Genomic DNA, 22344 nt, shown 5'->3' on the forward strand with positions numbered 1-22344 from the left:
CCTTCACAGTGGCGGTATGAAACGAGAAATGTCTGATGTGACGCGTGCGAGGCATGGTCGTCCGGTCCACCACTGGCGGCGGGACGTCATCGAACTCGCCGCACTCTTCACGGCGGTCGCGGTGGCGGACGCCGTCGCGAACCTGGTCGGGCACGGTCCCGACGGTCCGGTGCTGCTGTTGATCTCGGCGGTCGCGCTGGTCGCCACGGCGGCGTTCCACACATGGTGGGCACGACACCACGGTCACGCACCGCCGGTCGGCGATACCGATATCGACGCCCGGCCGCTCTCCCCGGAGCAGGCCGGGCCGTCCGAGCAGTCGCCGGCCGAGGCCGGGGTGAGCACGCTGTGGCGGATGCGGACGACGGTGAAGGACGAGCCGGGATCGCTGGCCGCGCTGTGCACGGCGCTCGCCGGTCACCGGGTCGACATCCTCAGCCTGCAGACGCATCCGCTGGCCGAGGGCACGGTGGACGAGTTCCTGCTGCGGGCGCCCGGCGCGCTCGAGGCGTCCGGCATCACCCGGGCGGTCTCGCTGGCCGGCGGTTCCGGTACCTGGATCGAGCGGGCCGACGCCCATGACCTGGTCGACGCGCCGACCCGGGTGCTCGGCCTCGCGACCCGTACCGCGCTGGACGCGGCGGAACTTCCGCTGACGCTGCGGCAGTTGCTGGGCCGGTGCACGATCCGGCAGTCACCCGCGGGTGCGGGGCCCGAGACCGTGCCCACTGAAGGCGCGCTGGAGGACACCGTGATGAGGCTGCGGGCGCCGGAAGGCGGAGTGATCACCGTGGAGCGGCCCTATCTGCCGTTCACCCCGACCGAGTTCGCGCGGGCGCGGGCCCTGGTGGAGCTGGACGCGGTGCTCGGTCCCCGGGTGCCGCGCAGCGAGGACGTACTGACGCTGCCCGAGGGCAACGACATCACCGTGCGCCGGGCTGACGTCGGCGACCTGGAGGCGGCGAAGGCGATGCACGAGCGCTGCTCGCAGCGGACGTTGTCGTTGCGCTATCACGGGCCGGTGGGCGACGCGGACCGGTACTTGAACCACCTGCTCAGCCCGCGCTTCGGGCGGACCGTGGCCGTTCAGACGACGTCGGGTCGACTGGTCGGCCTGGGTCATCTGCTGTGGGACGGGGACGAGACGGAGGTCGCGCTGCTCGTCGAGGACGAGTGGCAGCGGCGCGGTATCGGTGCGGAGTTGCTCCGCAGGTTGGTGGGGATGGCTCTTGAGGCCGGGTGCGACAGTGTGTACGCCGTGACGCAGGCGTCCAACACGGGGATGGTCGCGGCGATGCGGGGGCTGGGGCTCCCCCTCGACTATCAGATCGAGGAGGGGACCCTGGTGATCACTGCGCGGCTGGACGGGGTCGCCGCGTCGGCGGAGGGCATGGTCAGCGTGACGAACGCAGAAGCGCCGTAGCTACCGCAGGACCGTCGGCGGGTGCGGGCGCTCTGTGGCTGGTCGCGCAGTTCCCCGCGCCCCCGGGCGGCGTCCTGCCCAGCGCGTTGTCCAGATCCGTCCAGAGGTCCTCCACGTCCTCCAGCCCCACCGACATCCGCAGCAAGCCGTCACTCACCCCGGCGTTCCGTCGGTCACCCTCGTTCACGATGCGGTGGCTGATGGACGCCGGGTGCTGGATCAGGGTGTCCACGCTGCCCAGGCTCACCGCCGGGGTGATCAGGCGGACACCCGCGATCACCTCGTGCGGGTCGCCGTGGACCTCGAAGGCGATCATCGCGCCGCCGATGCGCGGGTAGTGGACACGGGCGATCCGGGGGTCGGCGGCAAGGCGGCGGGCCAGTTCGGCGGCGTTGGCGGAGGCGGCGCGGACGCGGACCGGCAGGGTGGAGAGGCCGCGCAGTAGCAGATAACCGGCCAGCGGGTGCAGTACGCCACCCGTGGCGAAACGGACCTGCCTCAGCCGTCCGGCGAACTCCTCGTCGCAGGCCACCACCCCCGCCATCACGTCACCGTGCCCGCCGAGGTACTTGGTGGCGCTGTGCAGCACCAGCCGTGCGCCCTGTTCCACAGGGCGCTGGAGCACGGGCGTGGCGAAGGTGTTGTCCGCGAGCAGCGGGACCGAGCCGCAGGCATGGGCCACCGCCCGCAGGTCCACCTCGGCCAGCGTGGGGTTCGCCGGGGACTCGACCATGACCAGGCCGGTGTCGGGGCGCAGCGCGTCCGCGATGCCCGCCGGGTCGGTCCAGGTCACCTCGGAGCCGAGGAGTCCGGCGGTGAGCAGGTGGTCGCTGCAGCCGTACAGCGGGCGGACGGCGACGACATGGTGCAGGCCGAGGGAGGCCCGTACGAGAAGTACCGCGCTCAGCGCGGCCATGCCGCTGGCGAAGGCCACCGCGGACTCGGTGCCCTCCAGACAAGCCAGGGCCGTCTCGAAGCGGGCGACGGTCGGGTTGCCCAGACGACCGTAGACGGGCGGGCCGTCCGGGTCGGCGCCGGTGGTGGCGAAGGCGTCGATACGGGCGGCCTCGCCTCGGCTGTCGTACGAGGGGTAGGTGGTCGACAGGTCGATGGGCGGGGCGTGCAGTCCCTGCCGGGCGAGGTCGTCGCGGCCGGCGTGAACGGCTTCGGTGGCCAGGGCTCTCATGGGCACAGGCGTCGTCTCCATGCGGGCAAGAGTGAACACCGACCGGACTGAGGAAGGCGAACACCGTGCTACGTTCGGCCAATGGCCGAATCTGTCGTACTGGATCCGGTGGACCTTCATCTTCTGCGGCTGCTGCAGAACGACGCCCGGACCACCTATCGCGACCTCGCCGCCCAGGTCGGGGTCGCGGCGTCGACCTGTCTGGACCGGGTGACCCGGCTGCGGCGCGCCGGCGTGATCCTCGGCCATCAGCTGCGACTGGACCCGACGAAGCTGGGGCGCGGCCTGGAAGCGCTGCTGTCCGTGCAGGTCAGGCCGCATCGGCGGGAGCTGGTGGGGCCGTTCGTGGAGCGCATCCGGGCGCTTCCGGAGTCGCGGACCGTCTTCCATCTGACCGGCCCGGACGACTATCTGGTTCATGTCGCGGTCGCGGACATGACGGATCTGCAGCGGCTGGTCCTGGACGAGTTCACCGCTCATCGTGAAGTGGCCCGGGTGGAGACGCGTCTGATCTTCCAGCAGTGGGACTGCGGACCGCTGCTGCCGCCTACGCCCTCGGCTCAATCCGCGTGACGCGCGCGGCCCCTCGTATGAGGATGGACCGCATGTCAGAGACCAAGAGCCCGCTGCCCCGTGAGGTCGCCGACACCTACGTCGACGACCTCATCGCCCTCGATCCGATCACCGGTACGTACCTCGGTGTGAAGGAGAGTTCGAGCAGGCTGCCCGACACCTCGCCGGCGGGCCAGGAGGCGCTCGCGCAGTTGCAGCGGGCCACGCTCGCCAGGCTCGACGAGGCCGAGCGGCAACCCGGTGCGGACAGTGACATCGAGCGCCGCTGCGCCCGGCTGCTGCGCGAGCGGCTCACCGCGGAGCTCGCGGTGCACCAGGCGGACGAGGGGCTGCGCTCGGTCGGCAACATGGCGACGGCGGCGCACTCGGTGCGCGAGGTGTTCACCGTGACGCCGAACGGGACCGAGGAGGAGTGGGCGGCGATCGCCGAGCGGCTGCGGGCCGTGCCGGCCGCGTACGCCGGGTACCGCGAGTCCCTCGCGCTCGGTCTGGAACGCAAGCTGTACGCGTCCCCGCGCCCCACGGCCACCTTCGTGGAGCAGCTCACCGAGTGGGCGGACACGGGTGAGGGCCGCGGCTGGTTCGAGGACTTCGCGGCGGACGGTCCCGAGGCCCTGCGCGCCGATCTCGACGAGGCGGCCCGCGCCGCGACCGCCTCCGTCGCCGAGCTGCGGGACTGGATGCGGGACGTGTACGTGCCGGCGATCGAGGGCGCGCCGAACACGGTGGGCCGTGAGCGCTACGCCCACTGGTCGCGTTACTTCAACGGCACGGACCTCGACCTGGACGAGGCGTACGCGTACGGCTGGTCCGAGTACCACCGGCTGCTCGGCGAGATGAAGAAGGAGGCCGAGAAGATCCTCCCCGGCGCCGAGACGCCGTGGGTGGCGCTCGCGCACCTCGACGAGCACGGCAAGCACATCGAGGGCGTAGACGAGGTCCGGGACTGGCTCCAGGCTCTGATGACCCAGGCGATCGAGTCGCTGGACGGCACGCACTTCGAACTGGCCGAGCGGGTACGGAAGGTGGAGTCCTGCATCGCGCCGCCCGGCGGCGCGGCGGCCCCGTACTACACGCCCCCGTCGGAGGACTTCTCCCGTCCTGGCCGCACCTGGCTGCCGACGATGGGCCAGACCCGCTTCCCGGCGTACGACCTGGTGTCGACCTGGTACCACGAGGGCGTCCCGGGCCATCACCTCCAGCTCGCGCAGTGGGTGCACGTCGCCGACAGCCTCTCCCGTTACCAGGCCACGGTCGGCATCGTCAGTGCCAACGCCGAGGGCTGGGCGCTGTACGCGGAGCGGCTGATGGACGAGCTCGGGTTCCTCACGGACGCGGAGCAGCGGCTCGGCTATCTCGACGCGCAGATGATGCGGGCCGCGCGGGTCATCGTGGACATCGGCATGCATCTGGAGCTGGAGATCCCGGCCGACTCGCCGTTCCACCCGGGTGAGCCGTGGACCCCGGATCTGGCGCAGGAGTTCTTCGGGGCGCACAGCAGCCGTCCGGCGGACTTCGTGGAGAGCGAGCTGACCCGCTATCTGACGATCCCGGGGCAGGCGATCGGCTACAAGCTGGGCGAGCGGGCCTGGTTGCTGGGCCGGGAGAACGCGCAGCGCCGCCACGGCGACGCCTTCGACCTCAAGGCGTGGCACATGGCGGCGCTCTCGCAGGGCTCCCTCGGCCTGGACGACCTGGTCGACGAGCTCTCCGCGCTCTGAGCCAGCGCGGGAACGCGCTCGGAGTCAGCGCCGGAATCCGCCCTCCGAGTCGATCACCTGCCCGGTGACCCAGCCCGCCTCGTCCGTCGCCAGCCAGGCGATGAGGCGGGCGGGGTCGTCCGGCATGCCCCAGCGGCCGGCGGGGAAGCGGGCCGCGACGGCCTCGTACACCTCGCCGGTCAGGTAATCCGTGTCCACAGGGCCGGGGTTGACGGTGTTCACCGTGATCGCCTGCTCGGCGAGGGTCGTCGACAGCGAGCGGGTGACGGAGGCCAGGGCGCCCTTCTGGAGGGCGTAGGCGATCTCGCCCGGCATGCCGCCGGCGATGTCCTGGCCGGAGGTCATCATCACGATCCGGCCGCCCGGGGTGTCCGAGCGGCGGCGCGCGTAGGCCTGCACGAGCAGCAGTACCGAGCGGGTGTCGACCGCCCAGTGCGCGTCGAGCATGGTCGCGTCGATCTCGTCGAGGGTGCCGTCACTGCCGCTGAGGGCGTGGTTGGCGACCAGGATGTCGAGGCGGCCGCCGAGCGCGGAGACCGCGGTGTCGATCAGTTCGGCGGGGGCGGCCGGGTCGGACAGGTCACCGGGGCCCGCCGCGATCCGGGCCTGTGGATCGCCTTGTGCCGCGCGCACGGAGGCGAGCACGTCCTCGGGGCGGTCGGCGCCCCACGGCTGGGCGGCGTCGTGCGGCACATGGTGGTGCAGATAGACGCTCGCCCCGTACGCGGCCAGCCGGCGGGCCACCGCGTGCCCGATGCCGCCGCGTCTGCTGGCGCCGGTGACCAGGGCGGTGCGACCACGCAGGGGCAGCGGGTCGCGGCGGAGCGATTCGGGTGCGGGGTGCGGAAGTCGGGGCATGGGCGACCATGATGGTCAGGGCGCTTCTGCGGCGCACGTGATTATTCGTGCGCCAGCGGCCTCAGTTGTACGAGTCCCAGCCACGTCTCCGGACCGGGCCGCACATGCGCCGCACGCACCGCGTAACGGCCGGGGTCCAGCGCGATCCACACATGATCGGTGCGCAGCGAGTCGTTCCCGGGCCACGCGGCGTCGAACAGCAGCACCGGTCCTGGCACGTTCCAGGTGACCTCGGGCCCCCACACCGCGGTGTCGAGCGCCGCCGGCACCTCGGCCAGCAGCCGCTCCTCGGACTCCCCCGCGGACCACCGTACGAAGATGCCGCGGTCCGGCAGGTACGTGGTGGAGGCGGGTTCGTCGCCGAGCACGAGCGCCGCGCTGTCCCCGACGGGCAGCAGCCCGACGTATCCGTCCACCTCGCAGGCCCGGTCGTAGTCCGAGGCCAGTTCGTCGCCGTCGGCGCCCGCCCAGAACGGAAGCACCGTCTCCGGCACCGCTATCAGCGGCCCGCCGCCCGACTCGACCCACTCCGCCGCGCCCGGCTCCGCGTATCGCACCATGGCGCGGAATCTACCGCGTGCATGACAGCTCGCGTCGGCGGATACCAAAAAGCGGAACATCGGATTCAGCTATCGCCCCGCTCCACGGAGCATCCGGTTCAGCACCACGGACCCACGGCGTAACGCCAGGCTCAGCAACCTGACCCTGCGGCGGAGCGCCAGGCTCAGCACCCGCAGTTCTCCGCGCCCACCGGCGCCGTCAGCGGGTCGGCGTCCCGGCGCTCCGCGCCCTCCCAGGTCTCGAACTCGAAGCCCTCGCGCGCCCAGTACTCGAAGCCCCCGAGCATCTCCTTGACCTGGTAGCCGAGTTCGGCGAGGGCGAGGGCCGAGCGGGTGGCGCCGTTGCAGCCCGGGCCCCAGCAGTACGTCACGACCGGCACGTTCCTGTCGAGGAGCTGTTCGGCCTGCTCGGGGATGAGCGCGGTCGGCAGGTGGACGGCGCCCGGGATGTGTCCCTGGTCCCAGGCCTCGGTGGAACGGGAGTCGAGGACGACGAAGCCGGGGTCGCCGTCGGCGGCGAGGGCGGCCGCGACGTCGGACACGTCGGCGTGGAAGACGAGGCTCGCACGGAAGTAGGCGGCGGCCTCGGCCGGAGCCGCGGGGGCGACCCGCAGGACGGGGTTGACGACGGCGGTGCTGGTGCTCATGCTCTGGCCTTTCCCTGGCGGTTCTCGTGGTGTGGCTCCACGACCAGAAATCTACGGCCGACGATCATGATCCAGAAGTGTCGATCCCCGGCCTTCGGCTTGATCGGCCGGTGAATCCCCTGCTATCTCTCGGACATGACCGCGTTTTCCCCGGACGCCACCGACTGGCGCATTCTCGAAGTCCTCCAGCGGGAAGGCCGGGCCAGCTTCGCCGAGCTCGCCCGTGCCGTCTCCATGTCCCCGAGCGCGGTGACCGAGCGGGTGCGCCGGCTGGAGGAGGCGGGGGTGATCCGGGGGTACTCCGCGGTGGTCGACCCGGACCGGCTGGGGCTGCCGATCCTGGCGTTCGTGCGGCTGCGGTACCCGAACGGGAACTACAAGCCGTTCCACGACCTCGTCGAGGTGACTCCGGAGATCCTGGAGGCGCACCACGTCACGGGCGACGACTGCTTTGTCATCAAGGTCGCCGCCCGCTCGATGCGGCATCTGGAGGAGGTGTCGGGCAAGATCGGCTCGCTGGGCTCGGTGACCACGAGCGTCGTCTACTCCTCGCCGCTCCCCCGCCGCCCGCTGGGCCGCTGACTCACCCCGCGCCGCGCTGCCGCAGCGCCGACCCGGCCCGTCCCTTCACGACCTCCAGCTGCGCGTGGATGCGGCGCCGCAGGTCCGCGACATGGCTCACGATGCCGACGCTGCGGTCGCGTTCGCGCAGCGAGTCGAGGACGTCGAGGACCTCGTCGAGGGTCTGGTCGTCGAGGCTGCCGAACCCCTCGTCGATGAAGAGGGTGTCCAGACGGACCCCGCCGGCCTCGTCGGTGACGACGTCCGCGAGCCCGAGGGCGAGGGCGAGGGAGGCGAAGAACGTCTCGCCGCCGGACAGCGTGGCGGTGTCCCGCTCACGGCCGGTCCAGGCGTCGACGACATGCAGCCCGAGCCCGCTGCGGCCGCGTCCTGCCCGGTCGTCGGAATGGACAAGGGTGTAGCGGCCGGAGGACATCCGCAGCAGCCGTACGGTCGCGGCCGCGGCGACCTGCTCCAGACGGGCCGCCAGGACGTACGACTCCAGGCGCATCTTGCGCTCGTTGTCCGCCGAGGTGCCCGCGGCGAGCGAGGCGAGGCGGGCGACGCGGTCGTACTCCTCGCGCAGCGGTGCGAGCCGTCGCACCGAGCCGGTCGCACGCGCGGAGAGCCGGTCGAGGTCGGTGCAGCGCCGGGCCGCGGCGTCGCGCGCGGAGGCGGCGTCGCGCACCCGCTGGGCCGCGAGGGAGGCTCCCCGCTCGGCCGACGCGAGGTCGGCGGACGGTTGCCGGGCGGCATCCACGGTCTCGGGCTCCGCGAGGACGGCCCGCACTGCGGCCTCCTCGGACTGCCAGGCGTCGAGCCGCCGTTGGAGGTCACGGTGGGCGGCGTCGTCGAGGAGGGCGTCAGCCGCGGCCTGCGGTGTCTCGAAACCGGCCCGGAAGGCGGCGTCGGCGAGCCGGGCGTCGGCGTCCTTGAGCCGCTGGGCGGTGTCCTCGGCGGCGCGGGCGGCGTCGGCGGCGTCGGTGAGCAGGGCGGTCTGCCGCTCCAGCTGCGCGGCCCGCGCGGCCACGCTGTCGGCGGGGCCGCGCGCCTGGGTCAACTCCTTCTCCAGCAGGACCCGTTCCTGGTCCAACCGCTCCCGGTGCCCCACCCGCGAGGCCGCCCGGACCTCGGCCTGCTGCCGTGCGGTGGTCCGCTGCCCCTGCTCGACCTCGGCACGGCGGAGCTCCTCGCGCGCGGGGTGCAGATCCGAGGCGTCCCGGTGGGCCTGGGCGTACAGTCGCTCCAACTCCTCGGACGTTACGGCGAGTTGCTCGGTGGGGGTGTCCCCCGCCTCTGCCGTGGCGGCCGCCAGCGCCTCGCGTACGGTGCCCAGGCGCCGTTCCTGCTCGATGTGCCGTTCGTCCGCCTGCTGGTAGGCGGCCAGCGCGCGCTCCTCGGCCTCCCGGTCGACGTGCCCGGCGTCCTTGCGGGCCGGGGCCGGGTGGTCGGTCGAACCGCAGACGGCACAGGGTTCACCGTCCGCGAGTTGCGCGGCGAGCTCGGCGGCGATGCCGTTCAGCCGCTGTTCCTTGACGTCTAGCCAGTGCGCCTTGGCCGCGAGCGCATCCTCCTGGGCGAGGCGGACGCGATCGGCGATCGTGTCGGTGTCGCCGGCCAACTCGTCCCGCATCCGTGCGGCGTTGAGCCGCTTCTGCGCGGGCTCGCGCTGCACGCCGAACTGCTCGGCCCGCGTCGCGGCCTCCTGCGCGGAGTCGATGCGGGACTGAAGCCCGGCGCGGATCGTCTCCCACCCGGCGAGCCACGCCTCCGCCTCCTGGAGAACGTCCTCGTCCGCACGCTCCTGACGGTCCAGCCCTGCCCGCTCGGCGACGAGTTCGGCCAGCCGCTGCTCGCCGCGGCGCGCCGACTCCAGCCCGCCCAGCTCCTCCGCGGCCCGGCGGGCGGCGGCCGCGAGCCCGGCCGCACCGGCGCCCGCGAAGGTCTCCGGCAGCAGGGCACGCGCGCGTGACTGTGCGACGGCCGCTCTGCCGTGCTCGGCGTCGGCGGCCTCCCGCAGCTCCAGCGCGGGCGCCACTGCCTCCGCCTTGCGCGCCCGCTCCATGCGGGCCTGCGCCTGCCGGTAGCCGTCGGAGCGCTCCTCCATCAGGGCGGCCCGGTCCCGCGCCTGTGTGAACCGCTGTTGCAGTCGCGCCAGTTCGCGTACATCGGCCAGCGTGTGTTCGGCGGCGGCCTGGGCGGACTCGGCGGCCGTGAGGCGGCTGTGGGCGATGGTCAGCTGTTCACGGGCGGTGCTGCGGGCGATCGCGGCGGCGCCCATGACGGCGTCGGCGAGGCCCGGTTCGCCCGGTGCAGTGTCGGGGAGTCGCATGGCGTCACCGGCCGCCTGCTGCATGCGGTGGGCGTCGGCGAGGAGTTCGGTGTCACCGTCGCGCACCTGGGTCTCGGTGGCGCGGCGGCGTTCGGCGAGGCGCTTCTCGACCTCGGCGAAGCGGTGGGTGTCGAAGAGCCGGCCCAGCAGCCGGCCGCGCGCCTCGGCGTCGGCGCGCAGGAAGCGGGCGAAGTCGCCCTGGGGCAACAGCACGACCTGGCAGAACTGCTCGCGGCTCATGCCGAGCAACTGGGTGATCTCCTCGCCGATCTCCTGGTGGGAGCGGCTGAGGTCCTTCCAGGTGCCGGCCTGGGCGTCGTACTCGCGCAGCCAGCTCTGTGCCTTGTCCAGGGTGCTGCCCGAACCACGCTTCTTGGGCCGTGCCCACGGCGGCTGGCGGGTGATCTCCAACCTGCGTTCGGCGACGGTCAGTTCGAGGCGGACCTCGGTGCGGGTGGCGGCAGCGGCGTGGTCGCTGCGCAGGGTCATGCCCTGGCCGGACTGACGGGCGCCCGGCACGGAGCCGTAGAGCGCGTAGCAGACGGCGTCGAGGACGGAGGTCTTGCCCGCGCCGGTCGGTCCGTGCAGAAGGAAGAGACCGGCGGTCGACAGTGCGTCGAAGTCGACTCTCTGGGAGTCGCCGAAGGGCCCGAACGCGGTGATGTCCAGACGGTGCAGCCTCACCGGGCGCCCTCCTCTGTCTGCGTCGCGCGCGGAGTCACCGCGCCACCTCCCGTACCGCCTCGTCCGCCCGGACCGCGTCGAACGCGTCCCGCAGCACACTCTGTTCGTGTTCGTCGGGCCCCGCGCCGCGCACATGGGCGACGAAGTCCTCGGCGATCTCCTGGTCGCTGCGGTCCGCGAGCCGCTGGGCGTAGGACACGTCGGGGTCGTCCGGGGCCCGCTCGGGGTCGAAGGCGAGGCTGAGGGTGTGCGGGAAGCGCTCGGTGAGCCGGGCCATGGGGTCGGCGGGGCGCACCGCGTCGGTGAGGGTCGCCTCGACCCACGCATCCTCGTGGCGGGTGAGTTCGGGGTCGGCGAGCAGGTCCTCCAGCGTTCCGCGGATGCGGGCCAGCGCGCGGGGCACCGGGCAGCCGATGCGCTCGGCGCTCACCGCGCCCTCGGCGTCCAGGTCGATCAGCCACATGCTCTTGCGGTGGTCGGCCTCCGAGAAGGAGTACGGCAGCGGGGAGCCGGAGTAGCGCACGCGCTCGGTGATGGTCTGGCAGCCGTGCAGATGTCCCAGCGCCGCGTAGTCGACGCCGTCGAAGACCCCGGCCGGTACGGCGGCCACTCCGCCGACCGTGATGTCCCGCTCGCTGTCGCTGGCCTCGCCGCCGGTGACGAAGGCGTGGGCGAGGACGACGGACCGCGTCTTCTTCTCTCCACGCGCGCGTGCGGCGAGGTCGGCGCGGACGCGGTCCATGGCGGCGGCGAGCACGGCCTCGTGACCGGCCTTGTCCACGCCGAACTGGTCCTTCACCAGAGCGGGTTCCAGATACGGCAGCCCGTAGAAGGCCACGTCACCGAAGGCGTCCGCCAGGACCACCGGTGTCCCGCACACCGCGGGCTCGGTCCGCAGATGGATGCCCGCGCGGTCGATGAGGCCGGCTCCCACGCCCAGTCGACGGGCGGAGTCGTGGTTCCCGGAGATCATCACCGTGGGCACACCGAGGTCGGCCAGCCGGTGCAGGGCGTCGTCGAACAGCTCGACCGCGGCGAGCGGCGGCACCGCCCGGTCGTACACGTCTCCCGACACGACCACGGCGTCCACGGCGTGCTCACGCACGGTGGTGACGAGATGGCCGATGAACTCGGCCTGCGCCCCGAGCATGTTGACCCGGTGGAACGCCCGGCCGAGATGCCAGTCGGAAGTGTGCAGCAGTCGCATGATCCCCGAGACTAACGGCCGGGTCTGACATCACGGGCGGTTACCGGCCTTTCAGGCATCGCCATAGGCCTCTCCACCCAGTTCGAACCCGGCCGTCCCGGCGGTGACATCGGCGAGCCAGGCCTCGAAGGCCGGGACGTCCGTGTCCGGCAGGCCGATCTCGATCGTGACCGCCTCGGCGTAGCGCACGTCGCGTACCTCGCGGCCGGTCGAGCGGAGGTCGTTCTGGAGCTTGCCTGCGCGCTGGTGGTCGACGGTGACCGTGGCGAGGCGGAAGCGGCGGCGGGTGATCGTGCCGAGGACGTCCAGGGCTTCGCCGACCGCTCCGCCGTACGCGCGGATGAGGCCGCCCGCGCCGAGTTTGACGCCGCCGTAGTAGCGGGTGACGACGGCGACGGCGTACCGCATGTCGCGGCGCAGCAGCATCTGGAGCATGGGGACGCCGGCGGTGCCGCCGGGTTCGCCGTCGTCGCTCGCCTTCTGGATCGCGGCGTCGGCGCCGATGACGTAGGCGAAGCAGTTGTGGGTGGCGTCGGTGTGCTCCTTGCGGACGGACGCGATGAAGTCCTGGGCCTCCTGCTCCGTGGCCGCGGGGGCGAGGGCGCACAGGAAGCGGGAGCGGTTGACCTCGGTCTCGTGCACGCCCGCGTGGGCGACTGTGCGGTACTCGTCCGGCATCCGGCCACCCTATGCGTACCGTCCCGGCTCGCCCGACCAGGAGGTGCGGGCGACGATGTGGTGAAGATCGCGCCGCAGGGAGATCACCGCATGACCGGCACGCAGGCGGTGGGCTCGGAGGGCCATGCCAGGGCCCGTTGCCGGCAGTGGCTGCTGGAGGGGCTGAGCGAGCAGACGGCCCGGCACCCGGGCCGCACGCCACCCCCGAGGAGGGGGACAAGGGGCACAGGTGGTGGCGGGCCATGTGTCTCACCGGCGTCGACTACTTCTCCACCCTCGGCTACCAGCCCGGCATCGCCGCGCTCGCGGCCGGGCTCCTGGTCAGCCACCTCGTCCGGTTCCTGGTCTCCGGTGACAGCGAGGTCGCCCCGGTCACCCGCGAGGTGCTGCGGCGGGCCGAGCCGGACCCGGAACTACGGCCGCGGGTGCACGTCGGCTAGTCGGAGTTCTCCCAGGCCAGGAAGCCGGGTCCGTCGGGGGTGAGCACGGGGACCCACGCCTCGTCGGCCTCGGCGAGGCGGGACTCGTCCAGGACGAGGGGGCTGGGCCAGGTGTCCTCGCGGTCGGCGGAGCCGTAGAGGTGGACGGCGACCGCCTTCCTGAGCCTGGCCAGGAGCTCCTCCGGCCAGTCCAGGCCGCGCGAACCCCATCCCTTCAGCTCCCGCACGAAGATCTGCTTCAGCTCGTCGTCGAGGTCCCGCCCGAACACGGGGAGCAGATAGCCCTCCTGCTCGTAGGGCACGCAGCCGTGACCCCCGCCCTGGGTCTGGTAGATCACGCCGGTCGGCGCCGCGACGACCACGAACATCCAGCCCTGATCGGTTCCGGTGCCGTCGGGGTCGAGGAAGACGTACCGCTTGGCCGCGCTCACTCCTTCTTGCCCCTCGCCACCGTCACCGCGGTCAGCAGTGCCGCGCCGGGGAGCAGGGCCTCCCACCCGGTGCCGCGCCAGGTCAGCACGGCGACGGCCGCGGTCGGGAACTTCACGTGGACCCGCTCCAGGGTGTCGTCGAGGCCGTCGCCCGCCAGATCGACCACGAGCTCCTCCAGACCGGGGTTGTGGCCGACCAGCAGCAGCGTCTCGACCTCGGCGGGCACCTCGTGCACGACCTCGAGGAGTTCGGCCACGTCGGCACCGTAGAGGCGCCCGTCGTGCCGGACCGGCGGCGGCGTGCCCCACTGGGCGGAGACCAGGTCCCAGGTCTGACGGGCACGGACGGCGGTGGAGCACAGCGCGAGGTCGGGCAGGAAGTCGGCCTCGACGAGCGCGCGGCCCGCGGCGGGTGCGTCCCGGCGGCCGCGCGGGGCCAGTGGGCGCTGGTGGTCGGGGACGCCCTCGGGCCAGGCGGACTTGGCGTGCCGCAGCACGACCAGGCGGCGCAGCGGGCCCGCTCCGGCGCGCGCGATCACGCGAAGGTCCCCAGGTCGCGGGTCAGTTCCAGGCCGAGGAGCCGGTCGGCGTAGGCGTACGTCTCGAAGCGGGCGCCCTCCGGGAGGTCGGAGGTCTCGACCCGGCGCAGGACGCGCAGCACCCCGGGGACGTCCAGATCGTCCTCCCAGGCGGTACGCAGCTCTCCGCGCACGTCCTCGGGGACCGGCTTCGACGGTTCGCGCGCCCATGCGGCGACGGCTCGGCGCCAGCGTGCGAGCGTGTCGTGGGCCTCCGACAGGGCGGCCGCGTCGAGCCGTACGGGCAGGCCATGGCGGCTGGAGAGCAACGCCAGACGGAGCACACCGGGGTCGGCTCCTTCCGGGGCACCCGCGACCGGCGCGACGGCGACCCGCACCCCGTCGGGTGTCGCCCCGCCCTCGCCGGCCACGTGGACGACCTGGGACCCGCCTGTCCCCGGGCCGCTGTCCCGGCCGTCCTCGAAGGGCCGGATGCCGAGGGCCGCGGCACCGGCCCGAAGCTCCGCCCGGTCCCGTTCGGCGCTGAGCAGTGACCAGACGGGTGTGCCACCGATTTCCAGGGCGCGTGCGAGGAGGTCGGCGACGAGCAGCACGCGCAGGGCGGTGCCGTCGTACCCCGGCACATGTGCCTCGACGCGGGTCGGGCCACGGCGGGCAGGGACGGGGTCGCCGGTTCGGGCGTCGATGATGTGCAGCACGAGGTGAGCGTAGGCGGGGTCGGGGTCGTGCGCAGGCAGGTGGCGCGGATTCCGGTCAGGATGGCGGAGCCGGACGGCAGGCACGGCGCGCGTGACGTGTCCGGACATCGGCCACCCCCTGTGCGCGGACTGCCCGCACGGTACCTCGCGACCGGTCGGCCGAACAGGTGTTCAGAGCAGCGTCCCCAGGAACCGTACGCGCGGCCGCCCCTCCGCTCCCTCCCTGCTCACGGCCGCCCGCACGCCGTACACCTCGGCGATGAGCTCCTCCGTCAGCACGTCCCCGGACGCACCGCGGGAGTGCACGCGGCCGGTGTGCAGGGCGACGACTGTGGTGACGGGGAGCCCGGCGACGAGGTCCAGCAGGTCCAGCTGGTGGAGGTCCGCCCCTCCCGTCGTGGAGTGCGTCTCGTGGTCATGAACCATCGGCCCGGTCGCTGCCCCTCGGCGTTCCGGGAGAGCCGTGGGAATCCCGGTGCCCGGCCCGCTGTTGTCGCGCACATCAGCCCTGGCAGGACTTTCAAGGAGGCCGAGCGTGTACGGCGACCCAGCAACGATCCGCAAGATCCTCACCGAGAGCGGCGACACCTGGGCGATCGTGGGCCTGTCGTCGAACCAGCGGCGCGCGGCCTACGGCGTCGCGGACGTGCTGCAGCGGTACGGCAAGCGCATCGTGCCCGTGCACCCCAAGGCGGAGACCGTCCACGGCGAGCAGGGCTACCCCTCGCTGGAGGCGATCCCCTTCGAGGTCGACGTCGTGGACGTGTTCGTCAACAGCGACCTCGCCGGTGCCGTCGCCGACGAGGCCGTCGCGAGGGGCGCCAAGGCCGTCTGGTACCAGCTCGGAGTGATCGACGAGGCCGCGTACGAGCGCACCCGGGCCGCCGGTCTGGAGATGGTCATGGACCGCTGCCCGGCCATCGAGATCCCCCGGCTCGGCTGACCGGCCGCACAGGAACGTCGCCTAGCCTCGCGGGATGCACGAGTCGCCGTCGCCCGCCCGCTGCTGCATGCCGTCGGGAGGCGGCCCGAGCGAGGAGCCGCGAGTCGTACCGCCGTCGCGGGCTCCCCGGGGTCCGGACGGCGCCATGGTGGCGCTGCCCGGTGGCGAGTTCCTGATGGGCGCGCAGGATGTGGAAGGGTTCCCCGCCGACGGGGAGGGGCCGGTGCGGGCGGTGCGGGTCGAGCCCTTCCGGATCGACGCGTTCGCGGTGACCAATGAGCAGTACGCCGAGTTCGTCGCCGACACCGGGTACGCCACCGACGCCGAGCGCCTCGGATGGTCGTACGTCTTCGCCGGCTTCCTGCCCGCCGCGCTGCGCCGCGGCGCAGCGCGGCCCGAGCACACGCCCTGGTGGTGCGGGGTCGAGGGAGCGTTCTGGAACCGGCCGGAGGGCCCCGGCAGTTCGGTCGGGGAACGGGCCGGCCATCCGGTCGTCCATGTGTCATGGCATGACGCCGCGGCCTACGCGGCCTGGGCCGGCAAGCGGCTGCCCACGGAGGTGGAGTGGGAGTACGCGGCCCGGGGCGGACTGGAGCAGCGGCGGTATCCCTGGGGCGATGAACTCGACCCCGGCGGCGAGTACCGCTGCAACATCTGGCGGGGCACCTTTCCCACCAGGAACACGGCCGCCGACGGTTATCGCGGCACGGCTCCGGTGGACGCCTTCGAACCGAACGGGTTCGGGCTCCACAACGTGTCCGGGAACGTGTGGGAATGGTGCGCCGACCGGTGGAGCCGTGAAAACGCCGCCCGGGTCATCCGCGGTGGCTCGTACATGTGCCACAAGTCCTACTGCAACCGCTACCGGGTCGCCGCCCGCAGCGCCAACACCCCGGACAGCTCTAGTGGTCACACGGGTTTCCGTTGCGCACGGAGTTCCTGACTACCCCTGCCCCTCACACGCGTTGATGTAGTACAGCTCGATCTCCACCCGGTCCGCCGAACCCCCGGACCAGAACGGTCGCGTGCCGACGTTCCCCCCGCAAAAGGCCTGTGGGCGCTCGGACTTGAGGATGCGGTTCACGTCCTCCGCGAGGTCCGTCGCCGCCCCCAGCTGGGCCTGCGGGGCCACTCCGAAGGTGATGACCATGCCGATGCGGCGATCGTCGCCGCTCTTGCGGATCTCCTTGTCCAGGGCCGCGACGACCTTCTTCCGGTCGGCCGCGTTCAGGGTGCCCTTGCCGGAGGCGCGCCCGGTCGCCCCCGAGGACAGGGACACGGCGAAGGTGTGCCGTTGGGGGTCGAGTCCCAGCGGGCCCTTGGCGGTTCGGGACGGGGAGGGCGAGGCGCCGGAGGGCGAGACGGACGGCTTCGGGCTCTTGCCGGTGCCGGACGCCTCGTCCGTGCCGTCGGAGGCGACCATGCCGAGCACGACGAGGAACAGCACCAGGAACAGGTCCGCGAAGAGCCAGCCCGCGAGGTGGCGCGGGGCGACGCCGGTGCCCCTCGGGCGCCTCCTCATCCCTGGTCCTGTCCGTACCAGTCGTCGCCGGGACGGCGGGGCGGCGGTGTCCCGGCCCCGCCGTCCGGCCGGGGAGTCTCGGACGGGGGCTGCGGGCCGCCGCCATGGCCGTTCCCCCGTCCGCCGTTGTAGGCGCCGTTCGACAGGCCGTCGGAGTTCGACATCGGCAGGGGGCCGTAGCCGCCCGGCCGGTCGTTCTGGAGCAGGGCGAGGACCCGTTCCAGGGCGTCCATGTAGGAGTACATCCGCTCGCTGTTGTCGCTCAGGAGCTGCATGGCCACGCCGACCTTGCGGGTGGTCTCCGAGACCTCGTCGGCGACCGTGGCGTGCACCCGGTTGGCCTCCTGGGAGCTGCCGGCCGCCTTGCGCAGTTCGGCGAGCAGCCGGGTGAGGGCCTCGCGGGTCGCCGTCTCGTCGGCGCGCAGGTCATCGCGCATCCGGGCGAAGTCGCGCAGCAGCTGGTGCGGCACGGTCAGGGAGCGGCCCATCGCGCCCAACTCGCTCGCCGACTCGGTCCACTTGTCGATCGCGGTGACGAATCTGCTCTCCGGGCCGGGCTCGAAGATCTTCTCCATCCGGTCGGCGCTGTCCGACATCGTGCGGGAGAGTTCGGCGGTGCTGCGGGTGATGTCCCGTGCGATGCCGACGAGTTGGCCCGCGGGTACCGCCTGCGCCTCCAGGACGGCGTACTTGGCGAGCTCCATGGTGAGGACGGCCAGCTGTCCGGCGACCCGCCCGCGCAGCCGCTCGTGGGAGGCGTCGCGCTCGGCCGCCCATTCGAGGCGTTGCAGCCACAGGGTCGCGAGGACGACCCCGCCGATGAGGACGACGACGAGGAGCACCGCGGTACCGCCGAGGCCCGAGGACCACAGCGTCAGGAAGTTGGTGCCCTCCGGCGCGTCCTCGAAGTCCCGGAACGCGAACCAGAGGGACAACCACGTCAGGACGATGGGCAGGAAGACCGCCACGTCCCGCAGCGTGGACACGATGGCTATGAGCCCGCTCTTGCTCGCCGGCTCGTCCGGCACCAGTGTGTCGGGCGGATAGGCGTGCAGCAGATTGACGCCGGACAGGGCACGCCCGCCGGCCCGGGCATCGTCGGCGATCCAGGTCAGCACGGAGCGCCCGGCGCTGTCCTCGGGGCACTCGCCGGCCAGCTCCGCCAGCCGGTCGGCGGCCGTGCGCAGCGTGTCCGAGGGCTCGGGGGCGGGCGGCGCGGGTTCCGGGGCGGGGGAATCGGGCGAGGGCTCCGGGACGGGTGGCGCGGGCTGGTGCCGGATGGGTTTCCTGCTGGCCAAAACCTCTCCTCAGTACCAGGTGTCGCGGCGGGACGAATCGCGGTCGTGCCCGTCGTCCGGCCGGGCGGGCAGATGCTCCCGGAAGTACTGCTGGACGACGGCGGCGAAGACGGTGTCCTGTGCCTTGCCCCGGCGGCAGCTGTCCGCCAACGCCTGGAGCAGATACGGCGACGGCGTGCGGCCCGCCGCGTCCAGGACGTCCAGCACCTCGCGCTGGCCCACCGACTCCCCCACCGTGCACAGCAGAAGGAGCCGGTACAGATGCACCGCCCGCCAGGGGCTCTGGGGCGCCATCCGGTCCACGGCCTCGGCGAGGAACCCCGTGCGGCGCAGTACGTCGAAGGGGTCGCGGCGTTCCCGGCCGGCGTCGCGGCGCCGGATGCAGTTCTCCAGCAGGGTGCGGGCCTGGTCCGGTGCGATCCGGCTGATCCGGTCGACCTCGCTGAGCAGGTCGGCCATCGCGAAGCGCTCCACCATCACCCTCATCAGGTCGTCCAGCGCCTTCCGGGTGACGCCGATCTCCTGCGCGGTCCGCAGCAGGGGCAGCACGTCGAAACTGGCGCGCCGGTGCGCGGCGCGCTCCATCCGTTCGTGCAGCACGCGCAGCACCACCTGATCCTCGGGCGGCCGCACGGCGAGCTCGCGCGCCAGGTCGGGGGCGCCGCCGTGGGCTCCCGCGTCGAGGCAGCGGTGCAGTGCCCAGGTGTGGATCTCGGGCCTCAGGTGCCGGTAGGGCCCGGCCTCAGGGGTGTCCGTCCGCCACAGGGCCACCAGGTGGGCCAGCTGACCGTCGGTCAACCGGTCCAGTTCCAGCTGCACCCGCGGCAGCGAGGTCGGGCTGCGCAGATACGCGTCCTCCTTCTGCGACAGGTCGCCGCGTGGGGCGGCCTCCAGCAGACTCGTGACGTCGCTCATCAGCCCGGGGGCCACCTGGTGTCCCGCCGCCCAGTCGCGGATCTGCGCCGAGGTGCCCATCGGCTGCGCGGGCACCAGCCGGGTCAGCGCGTCCGCGCCGCGGCGCCGGTGGAAGGCGACCAGCCGAGCGGCCTGGTCGCGCAGGGGGCCGCCGGGTCCCGGGGCGGTTTCGGCGTCGATGCGGCGCCGCGCCGACTGGAGAGAGCCGGCACTGTCACGTCGTACGAAGACGAACTGGGGCAGGTCCTTGGCCCCGTCGTTCTCCTCGCGGGTGGCGAAGCTCCAGCTGCCCGCGACGACCCGGCCCAGCAGCCCGGCCAGGACGTGGATGACGACCTCGCCGTCGACGGGCGAGCCGAGCACGGTGAGGGGCGCTCCGGGCTCCTCCATCAGCGCCTCGGCGAGCCGGAGGAGGAACTCGTCGGGAAGGTCGGCGGCGGCCGTGTCGAGGGCGTCGAGGAGCCGCTTCTCCTCCAGGAGCAGCCGGCGGACCAGGTCCAGGGGAACCCGCTGAGGTGGTTCCGAGGCGGTCTCCCGCGGTGCCTTCCCGTCGAGGAGGGCGTCCTGGCGGACCTGCGGGGGCAGCCAGTCGTCCCAGTCGCTGCGGCACGCGGCGAGCGCGAGGTGGAGGTCGATGCCGGCGGCCGGGCCGGTCAGGACGTGGGTGAGGGTGGAGCCGGCGCGGCCGTGCGGGTCACGCACCGGGAGCTTGCGCAGGACGGCGGCCTCGGGGCCGTAGCGGAGGTAGACGTAGCCGGGGGCGGTGTCCCCGGGGTGCTCCTGGGTGGCCCACACCATGTTCTCTATACGGCTGTTCCAGCGCAGCAGCGCCTCGCGGTCGAGGGAGGTGGTGACCGGGCCGACGTCGCCGCGTCCGGTCAGTGAGCGCTCGGACCAGCGGTAGACGGTGATGTCGGCGAGCGGACCGCCGTGCGCGGGCAGGCTCATGTGCCGTGGCCCCCTCCGCGCAGCAGGGCGTCCGCGGCCGGTCCGGTCATGACGCCCTTCATCGCGAACAGCGCCAACAGCGGTCGCAGCACCCGGTGTTGACGGAACAGCGTCTCGTCGAAGCGGCGCGCGGCGGCCCGGTCGCCCTGTTCGCGGGGTCCGGTGCCGGTGGCGGAGGCGAGGTGCAGGGTGGAGCCCAGGCATTCGCCGGCGAGTTGCAGCCAGTCGCCGCCCCCGCGGGCGGCGAGGAAGGCGTACACGTCCTCGCTCTCCTGCTGAACTGTGCTCAAGTCGCCTTCGGCGTCCGGCTTCTCGTGCAGCCAGTCGTCGATCTCCTTATATCCGCGAAAGCGCAGCAGATCGCTCTTGGTCACGGCCAGCGCGCACGGGACCGGCAGGAAGGGGACGGACGGGTCGGCCTGCTGGCGCAGCCGCTGGCGGACGTGCTCGAACGCCGGGTCGCGACCGGTCGCGCCGCCGTGCGAGGTCAGTCCGGGGATGCGGGTGGGGTCGACGACGCACAGCAGGGCGCTGAGCCGGTTGAGGAAGTCCGCCTCCCGGCCGGGGCGTTCCAGCCGGCCGCCGGCCACGTCGAAGAAGATCACGCTGTGCGATCTGCCGGAGTGCTCGTCGGTGACGACGAGGCCGGTGGCATAGCGCAGTTCGGGCCGGTCGGCGGTGGCCCGGAGTTCCTCGCGGCGGTCGATGAAGGGCGCGACGACCTCGTTGAGATAGTGGTGGTAGCGCTGGGGGTCCAGCGCCTCGACGCGCAGCCCGTAGCGCCGCATCACGGTGGTCTTGCGCGCCTGGTCGATGATGGCGGCGAGCAGGTGGGACTTGCCGGTGGAGGAGGCGCCGACCAGCCCGATGCGTACCGGCTCGGTGCCGAACATCGGGTAGCGGTCGGGGAGTTCGTGCTGCGGTACGTCGTCGTTGCCCGGGCAGACCACGTAGGTGCGGGCGAGCTGGGCGTTGCGTTCGGCGTCCGAGTGGACGGGCAGATCCCGCTCGGGCACCATCTCACCGGATGCGTCGAGGACCACCCGCTCGGCCGTGTCCCAGTTCAGCGCTCGCAGGCACATCGGGCATTCGACGGCGCCGAGGGCGAGGTGCGGGCGGTCCGGCAGGATCCGCAGGCGCTGCCCCACCCGGCGCCACCACACCGGTGGGCCTGCGGCGGCGGTGGCATGCCGTTTGGCCCGCAGGCTTCCGGCGCCGGTCCCCTGGCGGGCGCGCAGGGCGCGGAACTCCTCGCGGGCGTGAATCTCGCGCGCCCGCTCCCGCTCCGCGAGCGGCCGCTCCAGCAGTCCTTGCGGGGCGTCGCCTTCGGCCAGCCGGCGGGCCAGCTCGCGGGCGGGCGGGGTCACCGTGGAGCCCAGGGGGAACGCCGAGCGGAGCAGGCCCTGGAGCCAGTCCTCGTGGCCCTGCGCGACCATGTTGTGGACGCGCGCGTTGGAGACTCCGCGCGGCAGGGTCTCGCCGGTGGCCATCCAGAACGCCACCAGTGCGGCACTGAGCACGTCCTGGTCGGCGGCGGCGAGCACACCGGGCCGGAAGCCGGGCGCGTCCCAGTCGGTCACCGGTCGGTCGGGCAGGGGTTCGGTGGCGTACACCGCGCCCTCCAGACCGGCCAGTTGGAGACCCTCGGCCTCGTCCCACCACAGGTGTTCGGGGCTGATCCGGCCGTGCACGAGCCGGGCCTTGTGCAGCGCGGCGACGGCCTCGAACAGGTCCCGGACGACCATGCGCAGTCTCGGTCCGTGCAGCCGGTCCGGGGAGGCGAAGTCGGCCAGGCGTTCACCGCGGCAGTCGAGGATCAGCTTGTGCGGGCGCTCGGAGTCGTCATGGGCGAGGACGTGGGCGAGCTGCCGGGGCACCTGCGGCCCGTGGAAGTCGACCACGCTGCCGAAGAGTTCGGCGTGGCGGCGCATCTGCCGCTCGGCCTCGGGCCCTATCGCCTCCTGCACCATGACCGGATGCCGGCCGGGCATCCGGCGGTAGCGCCGCACCCGGAAGGGAGGCAGCTCGAACCGGGCGTGTTCCCCCGTACCCGCCTCGAGGTCGAAGACCGCCTCTTCTCCGTCTCCGGAGCCGGGCCGTCGCCCCCGGAACTCCACCACCCCCGCGTCTCCTCCCCGTTGAACCGCGTGGAAGACCAACTATCACAGAACGTTGCCCGG

Annotated in this window: 20 protein-coding genes and 2 pseudogenes; 7 read left to right on the forward strand and 15 right to left on the reverse strand. The window is 72.8% G+C overall.

Features of this window, described 5'->3' with window-relative positions; all coding sequences use genetic code 11:
- Positions 1-28 precede the first annotated feature (28 nt).
- On the forward strand, positions 29-1423 hold the full coding sequence (locus tag OHU89_RS09505) for a GNAT family N-acetyltransferase (protein WP_405641655.1): 1395 nt from the start codon (positions 29-31) through the stop codon (positions 1421-1423).
- Here OHU89_RS09505 and OHU89_RS09510 read toward each other — a convergent pair.
- Positions 1395-2630, reverse strand: coding sequence for a trans-sulfuration enzyme family protein (locus OHU89_RS09510; protein WP_405641656.1), 1236 nt, complete (start codon positions 2628-2630; stop codon positions 1395-1397). The genes OHU89_RS09505 and OHU89_RS09510 overlap by 29 nt on opposite strands.
- A 60-nt stretch (positions 2631-2690) precedes the next feature.
- On the opposite strand from OHU89_RS09510, the gene OHU89_RS09515 reads away from it, so the two are divergent.
- Both OHU89_RS09515 and OHU89_RS09520 read left to right on the forward strand, forming a co-directional pair.
- Entirely contained in the window at positions 2691-3182 is a 492-nt protein-coding gene (locus OHU89_RS09515) for an Lrp/AsnC family transcriptional regulator (RefSeq protein ID WP_307033663.1), read from the forward strand.
- A gap of 32 nt (positions 3183-3214) precedes the next feature.
- Positions 3215-4903, forward strand: a complete 1689-nt coding sequence (locus OHU89_RS09520; protein ID WP_405641658.1) for a DUF885 domain-containing protein — start codon at positions 3215-3217, stop codon at positions 4901-4903.
- Between the two features lie 24 nt (positions 4904-4927).
- Here the strand turns inward: OHU89_RS09520 and OHU89_RS09525 are convergent, their stop codons facing one another.
- The 3 genes from OHU89_RS09525 to OHU89_RS09535 form a co-directional block, all read right to left on the reverse strand.
- Positions 4928-5761, reverse strand: coding sequence for an SDR family oxidoreductase (locus OHU89_RS09525; protein ID WP_405641660.1), 834 nt, complete (start codon positions 5759-5761; stop codon positions 4928-4930).
- Positions 5762-5802: 41 nt separating this feature from the next.
- Positions 5803-6321 (reverse strand): immunity 21 family protein, encoded by a 519-nt coding sequence (locus OHU89_RS09530; protein ID WP_405641662.1) that lies wholly within the window; start codon positions 6319-6321, stop codon positions 5803-5805.
- A 164-nt stretch (positions 6322-6485) separates the two neighbouring features.
- On the reverse strand, positions 6486-6968 hold the full coding sequence (locus OHU89_RS09535) for a rhodanese-like domain-containing protein (protein ID WP_266895435.1): 483 nt from the start codon (positions 6966-6968) through the stop codon (positions 6486-6488).
- Positions 6969-7103: 135 nt separating this feature from the next.
- On the opposite strand from OHU89_RS09535, the gene OHU89_RS09540 reads away from it, so the two are divergent.
- Positions 7104-7550 carry an Lrp/AsnC family transcriptional regulator gene (locus OHU89_RS09540; protein ID WP_405641664.1) on the forward strand — a complete coding sequence of 149 codons (447 nt, stop codon included), beginning with the start codon at positions 7104-7106 and terminating at the stop codon, positions 7548-7550.
- A 1-nt stretch (position 7551) separates the two neighbouring features.
- Here the strand turns inward: OHU89_RS09540 and OHU89_RS09545 are convergent, their stop codons facing one another.
- The 3 genes from OHU89_RS09545 to OHU89_RS09555 are packed head-to-tail and all read right to left on the reverse strand — an operon-like array spanning position 7552 to position 12430.
- Positions 7552-10545, reverse strand: a complete 2994-nt coding sequence (locus OHU89_RS09545) for an AAA family ATPase (RefSeq protein ID WP_405641666.1) — start codon at positions 10543-10545, stop codon at positions 7552-7554.
- Between the two features lie 34 nt (positions 10546-10579).
- Positions 10580-11752, reverse strand: a complete 1173-nt coding sequence (locus tag OHU89_RS09550) for an exonuclease SbcCD subunit D (RefSeq protein ID WP_405641668.1) — start codon at positions 11750-11752, stop codon at positions 10580-10582.
- Positions 11753-11803: 51 nt separating this feature from the next.
- Entirely contained in the window at positions 11804-12430 is a 627-nt protein-coding gene (locus OHU89_RS09555; protein ID WP_405641670.1) for a YigZ family protein, read from the reverse strand.
- 90 nt (positions 12431-12520) lie between these two features.
- Here OHU89_RS09555 and OHU89_RS09560 point away from each other — a divergent pair.
- Positions 12521-12750, forward strand: a pseudogene (locus OHU89_RS09560) (amino acid transporter); the annotation flags it as partial.
- Between the two features lie 116 nt (positions 12751-12866).
- Here OHU89_RS09560 and OHU89_RS09565 read toward each other — a convergent pair.
- The 4 genes and pseudogenes from OHU89_RS09565 to OHU89_RS09580 all read right to left on the reverse strand — a co-directional run.
- Positions 12867-13301: a DUF6210 family protein gene (locus OHU89_RS09565; RefSeq protein ID WP_405641671.1), complete on the reverse strand. Its 435-nt coding sequence runs from the start codon at positions 13299-13301 to the stop codon at positions 12867-12869.
- The gene (locus OHU89_RS09570; RefSeq protein WP_405641672.1) at positions 13298-13840 is read right to left on the reverse strand and encodes a SixA phosphatase family protein; all 543 of its coding nucleotides are present in this window, start codon (positions 13838-13840) and stop codon (positions 13298-13300) included. The genes OHU89_RS09565 and OHU89_RS09570 overlap by 4 nt, the downstream gene beginning before the upstream one ends.
- Positions 13837-14538, reverse strand: coding sequence for a hypothetical protein (locus OHU89_RS09575; protein ID WP_405654400.1), 702 nt, complete (start codon positions 14536-14538; stop codon positions 13837-13839). Before OHU89_RS09575 ends, OHU89_RS09570 begins: the two co-directional genes overlap by 4 nt.
- Before the next feature lie 171 nt (positions 14539-14709).
- Positions 14710-14916 (reverse strand): annotated as a pseudogene (locus OHU89_RS09580) (ABC transporter ATP-binding protein); the annotation flags it as partial.
- A gap of 157 nt (positions 14917-15073) precedes the next feature.
- Here OHU89_RS09580 and OHU89_RS09585 point away from each other — a divergent pair.
- Positions 15074-15481: a CoA-binding protein gene (locus tag OHU89_RS09585; RefSeq protein WP_405641673.1), complete on the forward strand. Its 408-nt coding sequence runs from the start codon at positions 15074-15076 to the stop codon at positions 15479-15481.
- 34 nt (positions 15482-15515) lie between these two features.
- Positions 15516-16424, forward strand: a complete 909-nt coding sequence (locus OHU89_RS09590) for a formylglycine-generating enzyme family protein (protein WP_405641675.1) — start codon at positions 15516-15518, stop codon at positions 16422-16424.
- Here the strand turns inward: OHU89_RS09590 and OHU89_RS09595 are convergent, their stop codons facing one another.
- The 4 genes from OHU89_RS09595 to OHU89_RS09610 are packed head-to-tail and all read right to left on the reverse strand — an operon-like array spanning position 16425 to position 22284.
- Complete coding sequence (locus OHU89_RS09595) at positions 16425-17003, reverse strand: hypothetical protein (protein ID WP_405641677.1); 579 nt, start codon at positions 17001-17003, stop codon at positions 16425-16427.
- Entirely contained in the window at positions 17000-18301 is a 1302-nt protein-coding gene (locus tag OHU89_RS09600) for a hypothetical protein (protein ID WP_405641678.1), read from the reverse strand. The genes OHU89_RS09595 and OHU89_RS09600 overlap by 4 nt, the downstream gene beginning before the upstream one ends.
- 9 nt (positions 18302-18310) lie before the next feature.
- Positions 18311-20164, reverse strand: a complete 1854-nt coding sequence (locus OHU89_RS09605) for a hypothetical protein (RefSeq protein WP_405641680.1) — start codon at positions 20162-20164, stop codon at positions 18311-18313.
- On the reverse strand, positions 20161-22284 hold the full coding sequence (locus tag OHU89_RS09610) for a hypothetical protein (protein ID WP_405641682.1): 2124 nt from the start codon (positions 22282-22284) through the stop codon (positions 20161-20163). The genes OHU89_RS09605 and OHU89_RS09610 overlap by 4 nt, the downstream gene beginning before the upstream one ends.
- Positions 22285-22344: the final 60 nt, after the last annotated feature.

The organism is Streptomyces sp. NBC_00019 (assembly GCF_045041015.1).
Lineage (GTDB): Bacteria > Actinomycetota > Actinomycetes > Streptomycetales > Streptomycetaceae > Streptomyces.